The sequence below is a fragment of the Granulicella sp. WH15 genome, assembly GCF_009914315.1.
GTDB lineage: Bacteria > Acidobacteriota > Terriglobia > Terriglobales > Acidobacteriaceae > Edaphobacter.
On record NZ_CP042596.1, the window covers coordinates 1,224,501 to 1,244,443 of the forward strand.

At 63.3% G+C, this 19,943-nt stretch carries 16 protein-coding genes; 4 read left to right on the forward strand and 12 right to left on the reverse strand.

All coding sequences use genetic code 11. The features are described from left to right. Nucleotides 1-3: 3 nt before the first annotated feature. The 6 genes from FTO74_RS05350 to FTO74_RS05375 form a co-directional block, all read right to left on the reverse strand. Nucleotides 4-660: an LUD domain-containing protein gene (locus FTO74_RS05350; RefSeq protein ID WP_162537215.1), complete on the reverse strand. Its 657-nt coding sequence runs from the start codon at nucleotides 658-660 to the stop codon at nucleotides 4-6. Continuing rightward, nucleotides 657-2,126, reverse strand: coding sequence for a lactate utilization protein B (locus tag FTO74_RS05355; protein WP_162537216.1), 1,470 nt, complete (start codon nucleotides 2,124-2,126; stop codon nucleotides 657-659). The genes FTO74_RS05350 and FTO74_RS05355 overlap by 4 nt, the downstream gene beginning before the upstream one ends. Further along, nucleotides 2,123-2,860, reverse strand: coding sequence for a (Fe-S)-binding protein (locus tag FTO74_RS05360; protein WP_162537217.1), 738 nt, complete (start codon nucleotides 2,858-2,860; stop codon nucleotides 2,123-2,125). The genes FTO74_RS05355 and FTO74_RS05360 overlap by 4 nt, the downstream gene beginning before the upstream one ends. A 137-nt stretch (nucleotides 2,861-2,997) precedes the next feature. After that, complete coding sequence (locus FTO74_RS05365; protein WP_255462515.1) at nucleotides 2,998-3,423, reverse strand: VOC family protein; 426 nt, start codon at nucleotides 3,421-3,423, stop codon at nucleotides 2,998-3,000. Nucleotides 3,424-3,463: 40 nt separating this feature from the next. Beyond that, on the reverse strand, nucleotides 3,464-4,930 hold the full coding sequence (locus tag FTO74_RS05370; RefSeq protein WP_162537219.1) for an ATP-binding protein: 1,467 nt from the start codon (nucleotides 4,928-4,930) through the stop codon (nucleotides 3,464-3,466). A 34-nt stretch (nucleotides 4,931-4,964) separates the two neighbouring features. Further along, nucleotides 4,965-6,611, reverse strand: coding sequence for an FAD-dependent oxidoreductase (locus FTO74_RS05375; RefSeq protein WP_162537220.1), 1,647 nt, complete (start codon nucleotides 6,609-6,611; stop codon nucleotides 4,965-4,967). Nucleotides 6,612-6,948: 337 nt separating this feature from the next. Here FTO74_RS05375 and FTO74_RS05380 point away from each other — a divergent pair, with 337 nt between their 5' ends. Next, on the forward strand, nucleotides 6,949-7,608 hold the full coding sequence (locus FTO74_RS05380; protein WP_162537221.1) for a response regulator transcription factor: 660 nt from the start codon (nucleotides 6,949-6,951) through the stop codon (nucleotides 7,606-7,608). Nucleotides 7,609-7,663: 55 nt separating this feature from the next. On the opposite strand, the gene pruA is transcribed toward FTO74_RS05380, so the two are convergent. Together pruA and FTO74_RS05390 are read right to left on the reverse strand one after the other, a co-directional pair. Beyond that, a complete protein-coding gene (gene pruA, locus FTO74_RS05385; RefSeq protein WP_162537222.1) occupies nucleotides 7,664-9,235 on the reverse strand; it encodes an L-glutamate gamma-semialdehyde dehydrogenase in 1,572 nt (523 codons plus the stop codon). Between the two features lie 96 nt (nucleotides 9,236-9,331). Next, on the reverse strand, nucleotides 9,332-12,874 hold the full coding sequence (locus tag FTO74_RS05390) for a polysaccharide deacetylase family protein (protein WP_162537223.1): 3,543 nt from the start codon (nucleotides 12,872-12,874) through the stop codon (nucleotides 9,332-9,334). Nucleotides 12,875-13,180: 306 nt separating this feature from the next. On the opposite strand from FTO74_RS05390, the gene FTO74_RS05395 reads away from it, so the two are divergent. Then, complete coding sequence (locus FTO74_RS05395) at nucleotides 13,181-14,539, forward strand: glycosyltransferase family 39 protein (protein WP_255462516.1); 1,359 nt, start codon at nucleotides 13,181-13,183, stop codon at nucleotides 14,537-14,539. A 149-nt stretch (nucleotides 14,540-14,688) separates the two neighbouring features. Here the strand turns inward: FTO74_RS05395 and FTO74_RS05400 are convergent, their stop codons facing one another. The 4 genes from FTO74_RS05400 to FTO74_RS05415 all read right to left on the reverse strand — a co-directional run bounded on the left by FTO74_RS05400 (nucleotide 14,689) and on the right by FTO74_RS05415 (nucleotide 17,944). Continuing rightward, the gene (locus FTO74_RS05400) at nucleotides 14,689-15,351 is read right to left on the reverse strand and encodes an outer membrane lipoprotein-sorting protein (protein ID WP_162537225.1); all 663 of its coding nucleotides are present in this window, start codon (nucleotides 15,349-15,351) and stop codon (nucleotides 14,689-14,691) included. A 29-nt stretch (nucleotides 15,352-15,380) separates the two neighbouring features. Continuing rightward, a complete protein-coding gene (locus FTO74_RS05405) occupies nucleotides 15,381-15,761 on the reverse strand; it encodes a hypothetical protein (protein ID WP_162537226.1) in 381 nt (126 codons plus the stop codon). Continuing rightward, nucleotides 15,761-17,125, reverse strand: coding sequence for a serine--tRNA ligase (gene serS, locus FTO74_RS05410; protein WP_162537227.1), 1,365 nt, complete (start codon nucleotides 17,123-17,125; stop codon nucleotides 15,761-15,763). The genes FTO74_RS05405 and serS overlap by 1 nt, the downstream gene beginning before the upstream one ends. 336 nt (nucleotides 17,126-17,461) lie before the next feature. Continuing rightward, nucleotides 17,462-17,944, reverse strand: a complete 483-nt coding sequence (locus FTO74_RS05415; RefSeq protein WP_255462517.1) for a GNAT family N-acetyltransferase — start codon at nucleotides 17,942-17,944, stop codon at nucleotides 17,462-17,464. A gap of 83 nt (nucleotides 17,945-18,027) precedes the next feature. On the opposite strand from FTO74_RS05415, the gene FTO74_RS05420 reads away from it, so the two are divergent. Both FTO74_RS05420 and FTO74_RS05425 read left to right on the forward strand, forming a co-directional pair. Beyond that, nucleotides 18,028-18,924, forward strand: a complete 897-nt coding sequence (locus tag FTO74_RS05420; protein WP_162537228.1) for a LysR substrate-binding domain-containing protein — start codon at nucleotides 18,028-18,030, stop codon at nucleotides 18,922-18,924. An 18-nt stretch (nucleotides 18,925-18,942) separates the two neighbouring features. Then, nucleotides 18,943-19,902 carry a dihydroorotate dehydrogenase gene (locus FTO74_RS05425; protein WP_255462518.1) on the forward strand — a complete coding sequence of 320 codons (960 nt, stop codon included), beginning with the start codon at nucleotides 18,943-18,945 and terminating at the stop codon, nucleotides 19,900-19,902. Nucleotides 19,903-19,943: the final 41 nt, after the last annotated feature.

Here is a 19,943-nt window from a genome sequence, read left to right on the forward strand (position 1 = left end):
GCTTTAGAGACCGATCAGGATGACGCTGAGGCGGCGCGGGCCGTGGACGCCGCGGATGCGGGTCATCTCGATGTCCGCGGTGGCCGAGGGGCCGGAGATGGTGGTGAGCGGGGCGTCGCCGGTGCCGGTCAGGCGGGCGAAGGCCTCGGGGACCGACTCGACCACCTGATCCTCGCGCACGATGCAGATGTGATGGTCGGGCAGCAGAGTCAGCACGCGGCGACCCTGCACCGGGCCGTGCTTCAGGATGATGGTGCCGGTGGAGGCGACGGCGACCTCGCACGGCGTCAGCACGGCCTGCGCACCTTCGATGGCGTCGGTCTTGAGCGGCGGGGTATCGGGCAGCAGGTCGAGTCCGGCGGGCACCCACGCGGGGTCCACCTGCGGCGGCACGATCAGCCGGGTCTCGCCCTTCTTGGCCAGCAGCCCAGCGACCGCGCCGCTCACGTCTCCGCCCTTGGGCACGCGTAAGACGTCCGAGTCGTAGTCCACCAGGCGGTCGATGAGCAGGTCGATCATGGCCTCGTGGTCGAGCGAGCCGCACTGCGTGTACTCGCGGGGAACGCGGGCGTAGGAGGCCGCTGCGGACTCGGTTTGCGGCGGAAGCTTGGTGCGGATACGCCGCAGGATCTCCGCGCGTGCTGTGCCGGACTCGCTCATCGAGCCTCCTTATGCTGTTGCTTCTCGCGCGACTTCCACCAGTCGCGGAAAGATTGTGACGGAATCGGTGCTAAATCACGGAACTTCGTCCACCCGCCCAGCAGTCCAGGCAGCGGGCCGATGAGGTCGCCGCGCATCAGCGGCTTCTGACCGATGGCCGCGAGGCTCTGGGCCATTTCGTACTCGTCGGGATGGGTGAAGAGGTGCGCGGCGAGCTGCATCCCCAGGTTCTCCGGAGCGATGGAGCCGAGGAAGGTCTCCTGGTTCTCGCGCACCACGCGGCCGCGCAGGTGGATCAGCGTCTCGGGGATATTGATCTTGACCGGGCAGACCTCGTAGCAGGCTCCGCACAGTGAAGACGCGTAGGGCAGCGAGCGCGAGTGCTCCATGGACTGAAGCTGAGGAGAAAGAATCGCGCCGATGGGGCCTGAGTAGATGGAGCCGTAGGCGTGGCCGCCCGTCTCGCGGTAGACCGGGCAGGCGTTCAGACAGGCTCCGCAGCGGATGCAGTCCAGCGTCTCGCGCTCGCGCTCGTTCTCGAGCAACTCGGTGCGGCCGTTGTCCAGCAGGATGACGTGGAAGGCCTGCGGCCCGTCGCCCGGATGCACGCCCGTCCAGAGCGAGTTGTAGGGGTTCATGCGCTCGCCGGTGGCGGAGCGGGGAAGCAGTTGCAGGAAGGTGTCGAGGTCGCGGAAGGTGGGGATGACCTTCTCGATGCCGATCAGCGTGATGAGGACGTCGGGCATGGTGAGGCACATGCGGCCGTTGCCCTCGGACTCCACCACGCAGACCGCGCCGGTCTCGGCGATGGCGTAGTTGGCTCCGCTGATGCCAATCTTGACGCGCAGAAACTTTTCCCGCAGATAGACGCGTGCGGCGTCAGCGAGGTCGGCGGGCTGGTCGCCCAGCGAGTCCAGCTCCATCTTCTTGATGAAGATCTCCCGTATCTGATGGCGGTTCTTGTGCAGCGCCGGAACCACGATGTGCGAGGGCTGATCCTCGCCCATCTGCACGATCATGTCGGCCAGGTCGGTCTCGTAGGGATGGATGCCCGCGGCCTCGAGCGCGGGGTTCATCTGTACTTCGTCCGAGGTCATGGTCTTGACCTTAATCGCCTCAATCCCGCCGGCCTCGGTGCCGCCGTACCGCTGGATGAGCTGGATGGCGATGGCGTTGGCCTCGTCGGCGTCACGCGCCCAGTGAACCTTGCCGCCCGCTCGTTCGCAGTTGCGCTCGAACATCTCGAGGTAGTGGTCGAGATAGAGCAGCGTGTGGTCCTTGATGGCGTGCCCGGCGTCGCGCAGCCGCTGCCAGTCGGGCATCTCGGCCACGCGCAGCTCGCGCTTGCCGCGAATGACGGAGGTGGCGTGGTGCACGTTGCGGCGAAGCTGATCGTCCTGCATCGCCTTCTTGGCGGCGACGGGGAAGGCCGGTGCCGTGGCTGTCTTGCCTACGCGAACGCTCACTGGGTGGCCTCCGTCTCCGCGAGAATCTCGGCCAGGTGCATGGTGCGGATGGGGGAGCCTTCGCGGTGCAGGCCGCCCCATATCTGCATCAGGCAGGAGTTATCGAGCGCCGCGCAGATCGAAGCGCCGGTGCCCTCGACCGCCGTGGTCTTCTCCTTGAGCATCGCGGCTGAGACGTCCGGGTTCTTGACCGCGAAGGTGCCGCCGAAGCCGCAGCACTGCTCGCGGTTGGCCAGCTCGATCAGCTCCAGCCCCTTGACCTTACGTAACAGTCTTAGTGGCTTATCGGCCACGTGCAACATGCGCAGCGAGTGGCAGGAGGGATGATAGGTAACCTTGTACGGGAAGTATGCGCCGACGTCTTCGAGGCCGAGGCAATCGACTAGCAGCTCGGAGAACTCGTAGATGCGGGGCAGCAGGGCGCGCACATCGGCCAGCAGGATCTCGTCGTTCTCCTTCTGGGCCATCAGCTCGTAGTGCTCGCGCATCATGGCGACGCAGGAGGCGGAGGGTACGCAGACGGCCTCGGCGTGGCGGAAGGTCTCGACGAACTGGCGCAGCAGCGGCAGCGCCTCGTTGTGGTAGCCGGTGTTGTAGTGCATCTGGCCGCAGCAGGTCTGCTGCATGGGGAACTCGACGGTGTGGCCGAGGCGCTCGAGCACAGAGGTGACGGCGATGCCGGTCCTGGGGAAGAGGGTGTCGTTATAACAGGCGACAAAAAGAGCAATACGCAAACAATTCCTCCAGAGAACCTTTCACCCATTTTGACAGAGGAAGTCAGGGTTTGACGAATGGCGGCGGTTAAAACGCGAAGCGTCCAATACCGCACGAAGTGCCGCCCGCCCGGCGTTAGGGCGCTGTTGCCGTTGTCTTACTTGGCAAAGAGACTGCTCATATCCTTGAAAGCCTTGAACTCAAGCGCATTGCCCGCCGGATCAAGGAAGAACATCGTAGCCTGCTCCCCGACCTCGCCCTTGAAGCGGACGTAAGGCTCGATGACGAAGCTGGTTCCCGCGGCCTTCAGGCGCTCGGCCAGCGCCTCCCACTTCTCCATCGTCAGCACGACGCCGAAGTGTGGCACCGGCACGGCGTGGCCATCGACGGCGTTGTGGTGCGTCTCCTCGGGAGCTGCGACGGGCGCTTTGTAGTGCGCGACGATCTGGTGGCCGAAGAGGTCGAAGTCGATCCACTCGTCGCTCGAGCGGCCCTCGGGGCAGCCGAGGACGTCGCCGTAAAAGCTGCGCGCAGCCGCAAGATCATTCACGGGGAAGGCAATATGAAAAGGTGTCAGGGACAAGGCAGGCTCTCCTGACGGAATCATAGCGCACAGCTAACCGCTAAGGGCGTTCGCTAGGCAGGCGGACCACAAACTCCGTCGCTCCCGGCTCCGAGCTGAACCGGATCACGCCGCCATACTGCTCCACGATGCGCTGCACGATCCCCAACCCCAGCCCCGTCCCGACGCCCACAGGTTTGGTCGTATAGAACGAGTCGAAGATCTGCGACTGACTCTCCAGCGGAATCCCGCTGCCGTTATCTCGCACGCTGATGCAGAGGTCGACCTGCTCCTTACCCGCCTTGTCCTGCGTCTTCTCCGGCCAGGTTTTCACGGCAATCGTGCCATGCTGTTCCACCGCGTCGATCGCGTTATCCAGCAGGTTGGTCCATATCTGGTTCAGCCCCGAGCACTCCGTGTGCATTACCGGCAGGTCGGCCGCAAAGTGCTTCTCGAGCTGGACCTCTTTTTCCCGCAGCTTGTGTCCCAGGATCACCAGCGTCGCGTGGATACTGTCGTTCACGTCTACCGTCTGGCGCTGTCCTTTGCCCTCATACGCATAGGTCTTGACCGCGTGTACCAGGTCCGAGACCCGCCCAATGCTCTCCTCGATGGTGGCCACGAGCTGCTGGCTTGAGATCATTGCCTCCACCCAGCTCAGCGCGTCCGAGAAGTCCGACTCATCGAAGCACCGCCGCGCGCACTCCAGCTCCTTGGTGTCGATATCGACCGAGACCAGCGTCGGCGCCAGCTTCCAGGCATTCTCCACCTTGGCCGACTCCATCCACTCCGCCAGCTTCTCCTCGGCGTCCATCTGCTCCACCGAGTTCATCCGCTTGGGATGGTCCGTGGCCAGCGCCTGCGTCTGCAGGTCGTAGATGCACTGCTTTTGCTCCTCGGTCAGCTTGATCCGCGTCCACTTCGCGCCCAGGTGATGCATCCGGGTCAGGTTAGACCGTAGCTGCGAGGCCGCGCGCCGCGCCGCCGCACCGGGGTTGTTCAGCTCATGCATCAGGCCCGCTGCCAGCGTGCCCAGCGAAGCCATCTTCTCCTGGTGCAGGGTCGAGCTTTGAATCTTCTGCAGGCGATACGCCATGTTGCCCAGGATCGCCCGACGAACCTCGGGGCAGCTCGTCATCAGGCTCCAGAACTGCTCCTCATCCAGCTCCAGCAGCTGGCATGGCTCACTCGCGCTCAGCGTCACCGAGTGCGGCATGTTCGCCAGCAGGGGAACCTCGCCGAACGCAAATCCCTGAGTCAGGGTGTGCAACGGCATCTCGCGTCCGTCGGCCATAGCCTGCGAGGCCCGCATCGAGCCCGCCAGCAGTATCCAGAAGAACCGCACCATATCGCCCTGGTGAACGAGCACGTCGCTGGTCTCGAGGTACAGCAGGCGCGTGCCGTCCAGGCAGTGCAGCTTGTCGCCGTCGAGAGACGCAAAAATCGGGACCGTATGCAGCAGAGCCAGCAGCTCATCGCTCAACCGCACGATCTGTTCGCTTCGTCCGATTTGTTTTGTCTCACTCATGCCTGTTTCACCTGTCCTGCTCCTTGCCTGGCGTTCATAGTGTGGCCAGATACTGATGTACGAACTGAATTGCAATCGAGCCTTCGCCCACAGCCGAGGCGCATCGCTTTACCGAGCCGTGACGTACGTCGCCGGCCACAAAGATGCCGGGCAGGCTCGTCTCCAGCAGGTACGGCTCGCGCTCCAGCTTCCAGCTCCCCGGAGACTTGCTCTTCACGTCGGGACCGGCCAGCACAAAGCCCTTGCTGTCGCAGGCGATGGCGTCGGGCAGCCAGCTCGTCTTGGGAGCGGCGCCGATAAAGATGAACAGGGAGTTGGCCTTGCGTACCTCAGGGCCGCGCGGCGTCGTCAGCGACAGGCACTCCAGGTGCCCGTCTCCGCTGACCGCCACTACTTCAGTCCTGGTCTCGACGACGATATTCGGGGTCCGCGCAATCTGGTCGATCAGGTACTTCGACATGCTCGATTCAAGCGACTCGCCGCGCACCAGCATGTGTACCTTGGAGGCGTGCCGCGCAAAGTGCATCGCCGCCTGTCCGGCGGAGTTGGCCCCGCCGACGAGGTAGACCTCCTCGTTGGCGCAGCTATTGGATTCGGTAAGGGCCGCGCCGTAGAAGAGACCCGCGCCGCTGAACTGCTGCTCACCGGGGATGTCCAGGCGGCAGTAGTCGACGCCCGTGGCCACCAAGCAGACCCGGCAGGTGATGACGCAGCCGTCCTGCATCTCCACCAGGTGATAGCCGTTCTCGGTGCGGATCGCGGTGACCCGGTTGGTCAGGAACTCGACGCCCAGGCGCTGTGCCTGCAGGTACGACCGCTTGGCCAGCTCATCGCCGCTGAGGCCCTCGGGGAAGCCGAGGTAGTTCTCGATGCGCGAGCTGGACCCGGCCTGGCCACCGACCGCGAAGGGCTCGACCAGCAGCGTCTTCAGCCCCTCGGATGCGCCGTAGACCCCGGCCGCCAGCCCCGCCGGACCCGCGCCGATGACCACCACGTCGTAGTACTCCTGCTGTGCCTGCGTCCTCAGACCGACCTTCTCGGCGATCTGCGAGGTCGTCGGTTGCACCAGAGCCGTGCCGTCGCCGAAGAGGACCACCGGCAGCTTGGCGTCGTCGATCCCCTTTGCTTTCAGCAGATCCAGCGCGTCCGGGCTCTGTTCCGGATTCAGCCACTTGAAGGGGATCAGGTTGCGCGCCAGGTAGTTGCGTACCTCGTGGTCTCCGGCAGCCCACCGCGCCGAAACCACCTGAATCCCTTCGTAGGGAGGCTTATATCCTTCATTCCAGGCCTGTAACAGGTCGTCCAGTACCGGATAGAGCTTCTCCTCCGGCGGGTCCCAGGGCTTGTTCAGGTAGTAGTGGATCTTGGCCGCGTTGATCGCCTGGATCGCCGCCTCGGTATCGGCGTACGCGGTCAACAGCACGCGCTTGGCGTCGGGGTAAAGGGGCAGGGCCTTCTGCAGAAAGTCGACGCCGGTCATGCCCGGCATCCGTTGGTCGGAGAGGAAGAGGGCGATAGCCTCGCCGCGCTCCTTTAATTGGGTCGAGATATCCAGCGCAGCCCCACCCGAGGCCGCCCGGACAATCCGGTAACGCTGTCCGTACTGCCGCCGCAGGTCCTGGACCACGGCTTCGAGCACGCTCGTATCGTCATCGACTGCCAGCAAAATCGGCTTTGCCATATCCGGATAAAACCTCTTCGGGAGCCCAGCGCAAAAACCCCCGCCGTGAAATTTAGATGGAACGGTCTGGGCCCAGGGTGCAAGAAATTCACCGCGGACCCGCATGGAGATCAGGCGATATTACAGGTGTATCAGATTTGCCCCGTTGCGCGGGTCAGGATACAGGGTTAGGAAACATTGGAATCTGGTTGAGCAAGCTCCCCGATGTTGTAGATTTCAATGTACGGAACGTTACTTAAGTCTGTAGTAATATTGGACAAATCTTCCCTTGCACTCCCCAATCGCCGATGATGGAACGGGGGCTGAGTATGCCATTGTTCCGCGGAGGCTTTCTACGATGAATCGAATCATCCTGGCCGATGACCAGGCTATTTTCCGCGCCGGTGCTGCGCGTGTTCTCGCACTCGAGGATGACATGCGCATTATCGCGCAGTGCGAAGATCCTGCACGACTTGCACCAACCATCGGCAGCTTTCGCAATTCCATTGTGATCTTTTCTTCCGGTCTGCCGCTCGATCTGAATGTCATCCTGACGAACATCGAGGAGGCAGGTAGCCGCGGCATCCTGATCGCCGAAAAAAACGAACAGATCTCCCCCAGCCTCTCGGGGCGGCTCTTCGGCATCGTCGGACGGAACGTTACCGGGCCGGAGCTTCTGGATACGGTGCGCCGGGTGGCGCGCGGGCAGCGCTCCATTGAACGGACCAGCCTGGCCGTTATCCAGCCACAGGACTCGGTGGGAGCCCGCGTGCGCGACCGCCTGACCCCGAAAGAGATGCAGATCGTCGCCCTCATCGTTCAGGGTTGCAAGAACAAGGACATCGCGATCCAGCTCCACACCAAGGAGCAGGTCATCAAGAACTACCTGCGCAGCATCTACGACAAGACCGGCGTCTCGGATCGCCTGGAGCTGGCCCTCTTCACGCTGCACCACCGCATCCTGGCCGAGGCCGCTGCGAAGGTGGGGACGCTGCTCCAGATGAACAGCGCCTCTTAAGCTACATAATTTCTAAAAGCCCATGCCTCAGTTCTGAGGCATGGGCTTTTAGGTGTTAGAGCCTCTCGGCGATCGATTTGGCCTGCGTAAACAGCAGCAGGTAGTCCGCGCCGCCAGCCTTTGAGTCCGTCCCACTCATATTGAAGCCGCCGAAGGGATGTGCCCCGACCATCGCGCCCGTACACTTGCGGTTCAGGTACAGGTTCCCCACCTGGAACTCCCGGCTCGCCAGCTCCAGCCGCTCCGGCGACTTCGAGTACACCGCGCCGGTCAGGCCATACTCCGTGTTGTTCGCGATCTCCAGTGCTTGGATGAAGCTCTTTGCCCGGATCACCGCCAGCACCGGCCCGAAGATCTCCTCCTGGGCGATCCGAGCCGTCGGCGCGACGTCCGCGAAGATCGTCGGAGCCACATAGTACCCGTTGGTCTCGCTCTCGATCTTATCGCCGCCCAGCAGCAGCCGGCCTTCGCCCTTGCCGATCTCGATGTACTTCATCACCCGGTCGACCGCGATCTGGTTGATGAGCGCGCCCGCGTAGAAGTTCTCCACCGCCGGACCCTGCTGGATCGTCGCCACCCGCTCCCGCAGCCGGTCGCAGAAGACGTCGTAGATGCTGTCCTCGACGATGACGCGCGAGCAGGCCGAGCACTTCTGCCCATTGAATCCAAAGGCGCTTACGGCCACTCCCTCGACTGCCGCATCCAGGTCGCAGTCCTCGGCCACGATGATGGCGTCCTTGCCGCCCAACTCGAGGATCGTCCGCTTGATGAAGCGCTGGCCCGGCCGCGTCACGGCGGCGCTCTCGTGAATCTCGAGGCCGACGGCCTTCGAGCCGGTGAAGGCCACGAACCGGGTCTGCGGATGAGCCACAATCGCCCGGCCGAATCCCGGACCCGCGCCGGGGCAGAAGTTCACCACGCCGTCGGGCAGGCCAGCTTCCTCCAGAATGGAAAAGAAGATCGCCGCAATCGTTGGCGAGTCCACCGAGGGCTTCAGGATGACGGTGTTGCCGGTCACCACTGCGGCCATGGTCATTCCGGCCATGATGGCCAGCGGAAAGTTCCACGGCGGGATCACCGCGCCCACGCCAAGCGGCACATAACGCAACTGGTTACGCTCGCCGGGGAACTTGATGGGCGTCTCCGCCTGATCCAGCCGCAGGGCCTCGCGTGCGTAAAACTCCAGGAAGTCGATGCACTCGCCCACGTCGGCGTCGGCCTCGGCCCAGTTCTTGCCCGCCTCGAAGGTCAGCCACGCGCATAGCTCCATGTAGCGCGACTCGAGCAGCCGCGAGACCCGCAGCACAAACTCCACGCGCTCGGCGACGGTGGTCCGGCTCCAGCTCTCAAAGGCTTTCAGCGCGGCGGTCATCGCATCGTCGGCGTGCTCGGCCTCGGCCATCTGGTGCCGCCCCACGACCTGAGACGGGTTCGCCGGATTGATCGAGAGGATTTTTTCCGCGGTCTTGACCCTGCGGCCACCGATCACCAGGTCGTACTCGAGCCCTAGCTTGTTCTCCACCTCGGCCAGAGTCTGCTGCATCCGGCGCTTCACCTCCGCATCCGTGAAGTCGAAGTAAGGATGGTTCGAAAAGGGCGGCAGGGAAGTGATCTCGCTGGTATTCATCTCGTCACGATTGTACTTCGTACCGTTCTTGAGGTGATATGGGTAAGCCCCCAGAAGCTAACTCACCCACGCCGCCCCGAGAACTGCACGAATTGCTTATTGGGTGATCTGGTCGGTGATCTCGGACATCTTCGCCGTCCGCTCCAGCTTGTCCCAGTTGAAGGGCTTGCCGTCGATGGCCCGCTTTAGCGTCTTGAAGAGCACAATCGAAAAGACCTGCCGGTAGCTGAAGCGCTGAATCCAGATATGGAAGAGCAGCCACCCGTCTCCGCGGCTTGCCGGATGCTTCCGCTCCAGCGCGAAGGCCAGCGTCGAGGCCGCAAAGTCGATGACGAGGAAGGCGACGAAGAACGTAATCAGCCTGTAGAGGCTGTCCGCCGAGGCCGCCTCCGGGTGGAAGTGCTTGTCGATGAAGTAGTGGATGATCCCGGCCACGAACATCAGGTCGATGAGGGGAGAAGCCAGCGGCAGCAGGATCTGGAAGATGGCGATGTTGGGCAGTGCGAACAGCCCCATCGCGCGGTGCTTGGCGATGGCGCCACGATGCTTGAAGATCGCCTGCAGGATGCCGAACGACCAGCGGAAACGCTGCCGCATCAGCCCGTCCATGTTCACCGGGGCCTCGGTGAAGGCCAGCGCGCTGTCCTCATAGATGACCGAGTAGCCCTGCTCGAGCAGGTTCATCGTCAGGTCGGCGTCCTCGGCCACGGTGTTCGAGTGGTAGCCGTGACCCGCCTTCACGGGAGCCGTCCGCCACGCGCCAATCGCGCCCGGAACCACCATCACCACGTCGAAGAGGTCCAGCGCCCGGCGCTCGAAGTTCTGACTGGTGATGTACTCGAGAGCCTGCCAGCGTGTCCACAGGTTCACACGGTTGCCGACCTTGGCGTTGCCCGCTACCGCGCCGATCTTGGGGTTGGCAAAGTGCGGCACCAGGTTCGTGATGGCGTCGTGCGCGATGACGCCGTCCGCGTCGATGCCGACGTAGATCTCTTCGTCAATCGTCTCCAGCGCGAAGTTCAGCGCGTCGGCCTTGCCTCCGTTGGGCTTGGTCAACACGGTCAGACGCCCGCTGGCGATATCGTCCGGATACGCCTTGAGGGCGGTCTCGTAGGTCGAGTCCTTGGAGCCGTCGTCGATGACCACGATGCGGATGTTCTTGTAGTTCGACATCATCACCGACCGGATCGTGCGGACGATGACCTTCTCCTCGTTGTAGGCCGGGATCAGCACCGCCACTCGCGGCTGGTAGTCAGGTGTGGCGAAGTTCTTGCGCTTACGGAAGCGGTCGATGGTTGCGAAGAGGCCGATGATGATGAGCCGTGCGCTCATCAGGATGTCGCCCACGTAGAAGACCCAGATGACTACGTGGTTGAAGAAGCTGAAGAAGAAGAAGGCGATCGAATCGACCCATGCCTGCCGCCTTTGGACCGCGTTGAGCTGCGGCATCACCTGGTCGCGCGTCTTGCCCAGCAACTCCGAGACGGGCACGATCTCATAGCCTGCCTGACGCAGAGCCGTAATCAGCACAGGCAGGGCAGCCACGGTTACCTGGCGGTCGCCGCCGCCGTCGTGCAGCAGGATGATGGACCCACGCCGGTCCGGGTGCGCCTCCATATCCTTGATCTGCTGGAAGACCGCGTCGCGAATCTCCTGCGGGGTCTTCTTGGGATGCTCGTCCCAGTCGTTGGTGTCGATCTTGTTGCCGATGATCGTGTAGCCAAGCCCCTGAATCCGCGCCACTGGGGCCGCCTGATCGTTAGTGTCAGGCTCCTGGTCGATGGAGTACGGCGGCCGGAAGTACAGCGGCTGCACCCCCAGCTTCGAGGCAAACAACCGCTCGGTCAGGTTCAGTTGCAGATCCACCTGCGTGGTCGAGATGTCGCTGATATCCGGGTGCGTGAAGGTGTGGTTGCCGATCTCGTGGCCCTCGGCGTACACCCGCTTCATCACGCCGACGTTATCCTGCGCCACCTCGCCGATCATGAAGAAGGTGCCCTTCACGCCGTACTTCTTCAGCACGTCGAGGATCTTTGGCGTCCACTCCGGGTCCGGCCCGTCGTCGAAGCTCAGCGCCACCTTCTTGGGGTGATAGCCGTACTGCTGCACCGTGTACGAGAGCGGATACGAAAGCATCTTCTCTTCCGTCACCATCTTCGCCATCACCGGTACGCTGTCGTCGTCGTCGAGCGTCACCGCGCGCTTGCCGGACTGCGGCTTCGTCGTCACCCGCAGGATATCGCCGTCGCCCTCGGTATCGACGTCGTAGCCCGGCTCCACGGTTGCCAGCTCCTTGGTCGGGTCCACATGAGAGGGCGAATCCCATATCTTCCAGAGCGAGTTGTCTTCCGAGCCCAGCCGCCATAGTGCAAAAGTTTGCAGTCCCAGCGTGCGCGCGGCGCGCATCTGGTTCAGTACCGTCACCGCATCCAGAAACCAGATCTGGTGCTGCACGTGCGCGTCGTCGTCCTCGAAGCCGAAGTGCGCGTTCAGCGAGTCGGAGTCCAGCTCGATCTGCGCGCCTGAGTCCGAGGCCGCCTGCCAGGCCTCCTGCGTGGTGATGCTCTGTGCGGTGATGAGCTTAGGCACGAAGGGCTTGGCCTTGTGGCCACGCTTTACCGGCGGAGCATCCGGCTCCTGCGTCAGCGTCCAGTCGTAGCCGTAGCTGCCCACCGAGCAGATGATCTTCTCCTTGGGGACGGTCTTCAGCACCTCGCGCAGGTTATCCATGAACCAGTCCTGCCCTGCAATCGGTCCCGGCATCGAGGTGGACTGGTACTGGTCGTAGTTCATCAGCAGCAGGCCGTCGGAGTGCGCGGCCAGGAAGGCCGGGTTGAACTCCGGATCGCCGACCGGCGTGTTGATGTACAACCGCAGATGCTTCTGCTGGAAGTCCTGGTACAGCGTCTGGACGAGCTGGTTGAAGCCCGGCTGCGCCTCCAGGGGAATCTCTTCGAAGTCCAGCGTCAGGCCGCCGTAGTTCACGTTCTCGGCCAGGAACCGCTCCACCTGCGCCACGAAGTGCGCCCGCGCGGCGTCGCTCTTGAAGAAAGCCGCAGTCTCCGGAATGAACGCCGACTTCAGCGGGTCGTAGTTATTGACCAGAGGAAAGATCTCGGTGTCCTCACGCGCCTCGGCGATGGCCCGGGCCACCTTATTCTCTACATCGACGCGATGCACGCCCGCGTTGTCCACGACGGGGAAGGGCGTGTTGTCCGAGCTGTACGCCGTCAGCGTACCGTCCGGCGTGACGACGTGCAGCCACTCCGGAAAGAGCAGGTCGATCTGCTTCAGGTGCTGCTTCAGCGACGAGTAGCTGGCGGCGTCCCACTCTACGTAGTAAGCCGCGCGCAGCCCCTCGCCCGAGTTCAGGGGCACGTCCGAGGGCTTCAACCGCGTCTTGCGGTGAGCCGACTGGCGTCTCTGCCCAGCCTTCAGGACCGGCACGGGCTTTTCCGTCAGGGCGCGGTATCGCCGCGTCGGCGAGGCGAACGGAAGCTGCGGCAGAGGGTTGATCCGCAGCAGGCCGCCCACGAAAAGGGTGCCTACGACAAGTCCCAATAGAGCCAGCACGTCGAAGATGCGGCGAAGCCGCTTCCATCGCTTGCGTTGCGGATCGTAGAAGACTTGTTTGTTCATTGAATAAGATTGCTGGAGTGTGGTCCTGACGCAATCGTATGCAGCCTAATGGCTTGAGTCAACGTAGCACTTCGTGCCGTTCTCGGGGTGGTATGAGGGAAGTTGGCTTCTGAGGGCATCCCGCTGGTCGGCAGCGAACATTTTGTTGCCGACCAGCGGGAGACCCTATGCTGATAATCCTGCCCCATGCCGCCCCGAGAATGGTACGAAGTACCCGCGATATTATTGCTCACAGTGTCCGTCGCAAAGCCATCTCCGGAATCCGCATCTAGCCGGCAGTGGCCCTGGTATCTCCTGGCCCTGGCCTTGGGGCTGATTCTGCGCCTCTGGTTCATCGTCCACCACGCCCGCATCGACGGCGACACGCTCGTCTACGGAGATATTGCCTCCAACTGGCTTCAGCACGGCATCTACGGCTTCACCCGTGTTGTCAGGGGAGTGGCTGTGGCTCCGCGCCCCACGCTTATCCGCCTCCCCGGCTACCCGCTCTTTCTCGCCGCCTGCTTCCGCCTCTTCGGCGTGCAGGAGTACGTGCCGGTCATGCTGATCCAGGCCGTCGCCGACCTCTGCTCCTGTGCGCTCGTGGCCTCGCTCGCCGACCGCCTCTTCGGTCGACGAGCCCGCCTCCCGGCGCTCTTCCTCGGCTGTCTCTGCCCCTTCACGGCCAGCTATGTCGCCGTTCCGCTCACAGAGACCCTCTCGCTCTTCTACATCGCCCTGGCCTTCTACGCGCTGGAGCGTTGGAGCGCTGCCGGTGCTGCGGTGAACCGCTGGCTCTTTGTCCTCGCTGCCGCGCTCGCCTACGCCGTCCTGCTGCGCCCGGAGCAGGGTCTCCTCGCCGCTGCTGTCGTTCCCGCGATGCTCTGGCTCGTCCTCAGTCCGCGTCCGGCCAGCCTGCTGCGAGCCGCCGCGCCGGTCGTTCTGGCCGCTATCCTCACCCTGCTGCCGCTGGTGCCGTGGACCATCCGTAACCATCGCACCTTCCACGTCTTCCAGCCGCTGGCCCCGCGTTTCGCTACCGATCCCGGCGAGTTCATCCCCCTCGGATTTCAACGCTGGTATCGCACCTGGGGGCTCGACTTCGCCTCTACCGAGACGGCATATTGGAACTACGACGGCGCACCGATCTCGGTTAACGACCTGCCCACCCGCGCCTTCGATTCGGATGACCAGTACGCTGCCACCGCAGCCCTGCTCGACCGCTACAACGAGACCTCGAACGCCACCCCGGTCTTCGACGCGCGTTTCAACGCCCTCGCCACCGACCGGATTCATTTCAATCCACTGCGCTACTACGTGGCGCTGCCGGTGGGCCGCGTCATCAACATGATGTTTCGCCCGCGCACCGAGTACATGCCCGTCCCGCTGGAGTGGTGGCGATTTACCAACCCTCTGGCTTCGAGCTTTGCCCTGGCCTACGCCGTGCTCAACCTGGCTTATCTGGCCGTCGCCGCATTGGGGTTCCGCCGCGCAATCCACACGGCAAGGGCAGGGGAGCTTACGATCCTGTGGGCGATGGCGGCGTCTATATTGCTGCGGATTGTTCTGCTGCTTACGATCGACAATTCCGAACCGCGTTATACGTTGGAGTTTTTCCCGGTTTTGATCGTTTTCGCTGCTGCGTGCTTCACTATGCTCCCCAAGCAACAGCAAAAAGCGCCCTAACGCCGGGCGGGCGGCACTTCGTGCGGTCCTGGACGCTTCGCGTGTTTTCTCAGCCACAAAATCCAGCCTGAGAAGCAATCCCTCACCCCAGCCACGTTGCGGCTTTTTAAGGTTTCATCCGCGAAGCGGATCGAGAACGGTACGAAGTACTATTTGCCGCAGGGTTTGGAGTTGAACTCGAAGGGCTTGGTGTCTACCTTGTTTTCGTTGTAGCGAATGTTCGTGTAGACCGCTGTCTGCACGTCGCCGCCCGGCGCGTATAGTACCTGCTTCAACGCATAACCACGATCGAGCAGGATCCACAGCGTCACATGCTCGATGTTCGAGCGCACGCTCTGGTCCTTCGGGGTCAGGTCCAGCTTCTCCACCTTGGCTCCGTCGAGCGTCTCCGGGCCGAGGTCAGTGACGTTCCACGCCGCCTGCATCTCCTTGCCGCTGCCGCCGAAGCCCAACGTCAGGCCAGCCTCGATCTTGCTCCCCCCGTTCACCGGGTCGTAGCACTTGATCTTGGGGTTGTAGGCTTTCAGGCTGCCGTTCATGTACTGCACCGTGCGCGAGTCCGCGCCCAGGGTCAGGATGCCGAACTGCGGCTTGCCCGCCACGCGCATCACGTAGATCTTGCCGTCCTGCGTCTCGTCGGGGATCGGCAGCGAGGGGCCGTGATGAAAGACCTTGTGGAAGTCCGCCTGCACGGATTTGAACTGCGCGCTGGCGGCGTCGAGCTTCGCCATCGAAGCCTGCAGATTGCCCTGCGCCTGCGCCACGCTTGCCGACAACACCAACCCCATCGCCCACCAGCTCGAAGTCTTCATCTCACCCTCGGAAACTCTCTTCGTATGACTTACCGCAGCACCCATGCGTTGTACGCGATCACGTGATCGCTCGCGTCCTTCACCGGCTCGTACCGCTCCAGCGTCACCTCGCCCGAGATAGGCTCGATGACCCGCACGATGGCCCGGCGCAGCTCCGCGTCGGTCTTCGCGCCGGCCATGTCGTCGGAGCGGATCTGGTAGAGAAAGCGGCTGCTATCGCCCGCGACACCGGCCTCCTTCACCAGCACCTCGCTGGCGTGGAGCGCGACCGTCTCCACCGGCCGATCCTTGAAGTTGATGAGTCGCGGCGCGCCGAACATGAAGACCAGAATCGCCGTCACCATCACGTCGTAGTGAATACTTCCGCGCTCATACGTCCAGAATACGTAGCTCTTCAGCAGCTTGCCCATTACGCCCGCCCCTGTTTCTGCCCAGATCCGAAGCTGCGCCACGCGCCGGACTGCTGTCCGATCACCGTGGCCCCGTTCATGTACGGCACCAGCACCTCCGGCACCCGTACGGTTCCATCCGCCTGCTGGTAGTTCTCAAGGATAGCCAGGTACGTGCGGCCAACCGCCAGCCCCGATCCGTTGATCGTATGCAGGAACTCCGACTTCTTCGCACCCGCAGCCTTGTAGCGGATGTTCGCACGCCGCGCCTGGAAGGCCTCGAAGTTCGAGCAACTGGAGATCTCGCGATACACCTGCTGGCCCGGCAGCCAGACCTCAAGGTCATACGTCTTCGCCGCGGAAAATCCCATATCCCCGGTGCAGAGCAGCATACGCCGATAGGGCAGGCCCAGCTTTTCGAGCACCGTCTCTGCGTCCCGCGTCAGCCGCTCGTGCTCGGCTTCAGACTCCTCCGGCCGCACGAACTTCACCAGCTCCACCTTCTGGAACTGGTGCTGCCGGATCATCCCGCGCACGTCGCGTCCGTGGCTGCCCGCCTCGGCCCGGTAGCACGAGGTGTAGGCGCAGAAGCTCACGTTCATCTGGCTCTCTTCGAGCGTCTCGTCGCGGAAGAGGTTCGTCACCGGAACCTCAGCCGTCGGGATCATCCAGTGGTCGTTCTCGCGGTACTGCCCGGCCTCGAACGCACCGGCATCGTCGCAGTGGAAGAGGTCTTCGGCAAACTTCGGCAACTGCCCGGTCCCGAAGAGCGACTTCGAGTTGACCATCGCGGGCGGCAGCACCTCGGTGTAGCCGTGCTCGCGCGTGTGCAGGTCGAGCATGAAGTTCGCCAGCGCCCGCTCCAGCAGAGCGCCCTGGCCGAACTGCACCACGAACCGCGCCCCCGAGATCTTGGCGGCGCGCTCGAAGTCGAGGATGCCCAGTCCCTCGCCCAACTCCCAGTGCGGGCGGGCAGGGAAGTCGAACGCCGTCTGTTCGCCGTAAGTCTTGACGAGGACGTTGTCGTGCTCGTCCTTGCCCACGGGGGTCGAATCCATCGGCAGGTTCGGCAGCGTCTGCATCATCTCGCGCAGGCGCTCATCGGCTTTGGCCGCAGCCTCTTCGAGGCTTTCGACCTCGGTCTTCAGACGCTTGGTCTCTTCGGTGACGGAGGTAGCGTCGCTGCCCGCCTTGCGCAGCGCCTGAATCTCGCCGGTCAGCCGGTTACGCTCGGCCTTCAGGGTCTCGACCCGCGTGATCGCCTCGCGTCGCTCGCGGTCGACCGCGTTAAAATTCCCCAGCGCCTCCGCCGGGTCCATCCCCCGCGAACGCAGCTTCTCTTCTACAATGGGCAGATTAGCCCTTACGTACCCAAGCTCTAGCATCCTCAGTATTCTACCGTCTCGGGCTCACGGACGGCGGTGCGGCTGCCGATATCCCCCCTTGTGGACCGGGCCTGGTCCATTAAAGAACCATTACGGAACCAGCAAAGTACAGGATATAGAGGACAAGGAAAGAGACCTATGGCCCCTGACCAGCGCTTCGCCCTTGCCGCATTCATCTTCATGGTTCTGGCCTCGGCGGCCTACCTGTACTTTTTTCACAATTAGCACTGCGTGCTGTTCTCGGGGGTACTTCGTACCGTTCTCGGGGCGGTATGGGCAGGATGATCTTCTGAGGGCCTTCCGTTGGTCGGCAGCGAAGATTCTTATTTCCGTTCCCTAAAGTTCCATCTCCATATACACGTCCGCCCGCGCATAAGCCGCCGCCGGACCCTTAGGCGGTCTGTGCTCGAAACCCACCGCCTCATACAGATGCACTGCATTGCCCAGCTTCGAGTTCGTGCCCAGAACCAGCTTCTTCGCCCCCATGCCGCGAGCCTGCCCGATGGCGTACTCGATCAGCTTTCTCCCGATCCCCAGCCCGCGCAGCTTCGGCGAGACCGCCATCTTCGCCAGCTCATACTGGTCCTCCCCCATAAAGATCAGCGCCACGCAGCCCACCGCCTCCTGCTCCGCGTACACCACGAACACCCGCCCACCCGGACGAACGATCTTTCCCTCGGGGTCACCCAGCACCCCCCGGTCCTTCTCCTCCAGGGTGAAGAGGTTTGTGATCCACTCCTCGTTCAAGACGCGAAACGCCTCCGCATCCTCTGCCGTCCGCATATCCCGAATCTCGATCTTCGTCGTTGTCTCTGGCACTTGAAATCCTCCCCATCTAAAGTCTGCCCCTCGCCGGGCAAGACGTCCAATATCTTGTTTGGCAGGATTATGATCTTTTAGATATGGATCGCGACATCGAGCTTCGCCACCTGCGCTACTTCGTCGCCGTTGCCGAAGAACTGCACTTCGGGCGAGCAGCGCAGAGGCTTCATCTTGCGCAGCCGCCGCTCTCGCAGCAGATCCGCAAGCTCGAAGAGATCCTCGGCTACCCGCTCTTTCTGCGCACCTCACGCTCGGTCGCCCTGACTGCCACCGGTCAGGCATTTCTCCAGAGCGCCCGCCGTACGCTGCGCAACGTCCAGAGCGATATCGAGGAGGCGCGCAGCGTGGGGCGGGGAGAGGTTGGCTCGCTGCACATCGGTTTCGTCGGCTCGGCCATGCTGGCTACGCTGCCCGCGATGCTGCGCGCCTACACCCAGGCCTATCCGCGCGTGCGCCTGCACCTGCATGAGTCGTTTACTTCGTCTGTGCTCGAGGGGCTCGAAAACGGCACGCTCGACGCCGGCATCCTGCGCGACGGCGACCCCACCGACGGCCTCGATATCACCACCATCTTCTCCGAACCTTACGTCGCGGTGCTCCCCGCAAGCCACCCACGCGCCGGACAGAAGAGCATCGCGCCAGCCTCTCTTCGCGGCGAGTCGCTGGTCTTTCATCCCCGCTCGGCGGGCGTGCGCGCCTTCGAGAAGCCCATGTCGCTCTTCGACCGCCACGGCTTCCGCCCGCCCATCGTGCAGGAGGCATCACACTGGGTCACCATTCTTGAGCTGGTTGGCTCGGGGCTGGGCATCTCCATCGCTCCGGCCTGCGTGCGCCGCATCGCTACCTCGGACGTCGTCTGCCTGCCGCTGCGTGGAGCGGGCATCGCCAGCAACATCGAATTGGCTTGCATCACCCACGATACCCGCCCCATCGTCCGCCAGTTTGCCCACATCGTTAGCTCCACCCGCCACCGCTAGACCATCTACAATCGTCTTATGTCCTCCGAGAACGAATCGGCCAGCAAGCACCCCGCGCCTAAGGGGCCGGATATGCGTGTCACCATCGCCGGTGTCGAGCTGGCCTCGCCCGTCATCGCCGCCAGCGGCACCTTCGGCTACGGAGTCGAGTTCGAAGATATCCTCTCGCTCGACCGCATCGGAGCTTTCGTCACCAAGGGGCTCTCGCGCGAGCCGATGGCGGGTAACCCCTCGCCACGCATCATCGAGACCTCCTCCGGCATGATTAACGCCATCGGCCTGCAAAACATGGGCGTGAAGGCGTTCATCGAGCAGAAGATGCCGCGCATCCGCGAGATCCCCGGCCTGCGCGTCATCGCCAACGTCTTCGGCTTCACCATCGAGGACTGCATTGCGGTCATCGAAGCCCTGAACGACGCGCCCGGCATCGACCTCTACGAACTGAACGCCTCCTGCCCTAACACGGCCCACGGCGGCATGGTCTTCGGCACCGATCCCGCGCTGCTCGGCGAACTGGTCAAGGCGACCCGCGCCATTTCCACGCGGCCGCTCATCGTCAAGCTCTCGCCCAACGTCACCTCCATTGGAGAGATGGCCCGCGTAGCCGCCGATGCCGGGGCCGATGCCGTCTCGCTGGTCAACACGTTTCTCTCGCTGGCCATCGACCCCGAGACCCGCCGCCCGCGCATCGCCAACGTCACCGGCGGTCTCTCCGGCCCAGCCATCAAGCCCATTGCTGTGCGCATGGTCTACGAGGTCTCGAAGGCCGTCAGTATCCCCATTCTGGGCATGGGCGGCATCCTGAAGGCCGAGGACGCCGTGGAGTTCATGCTGGCCGGAGCCACCGCCGTCCAGGTGGGCACCGCCAGCTACGCCGACCCCCGCGCGGTGGAGAATATCGCCACCGGCCTGCGCCGCTGGTGTACCGTTCGGGATATTCCCCGCGTCTCTGACCTTACGGGCGGGTTGATTCTCTGAAACGAAAGACTGCCCGGCGGTATGAAGTACTAGAATTATGT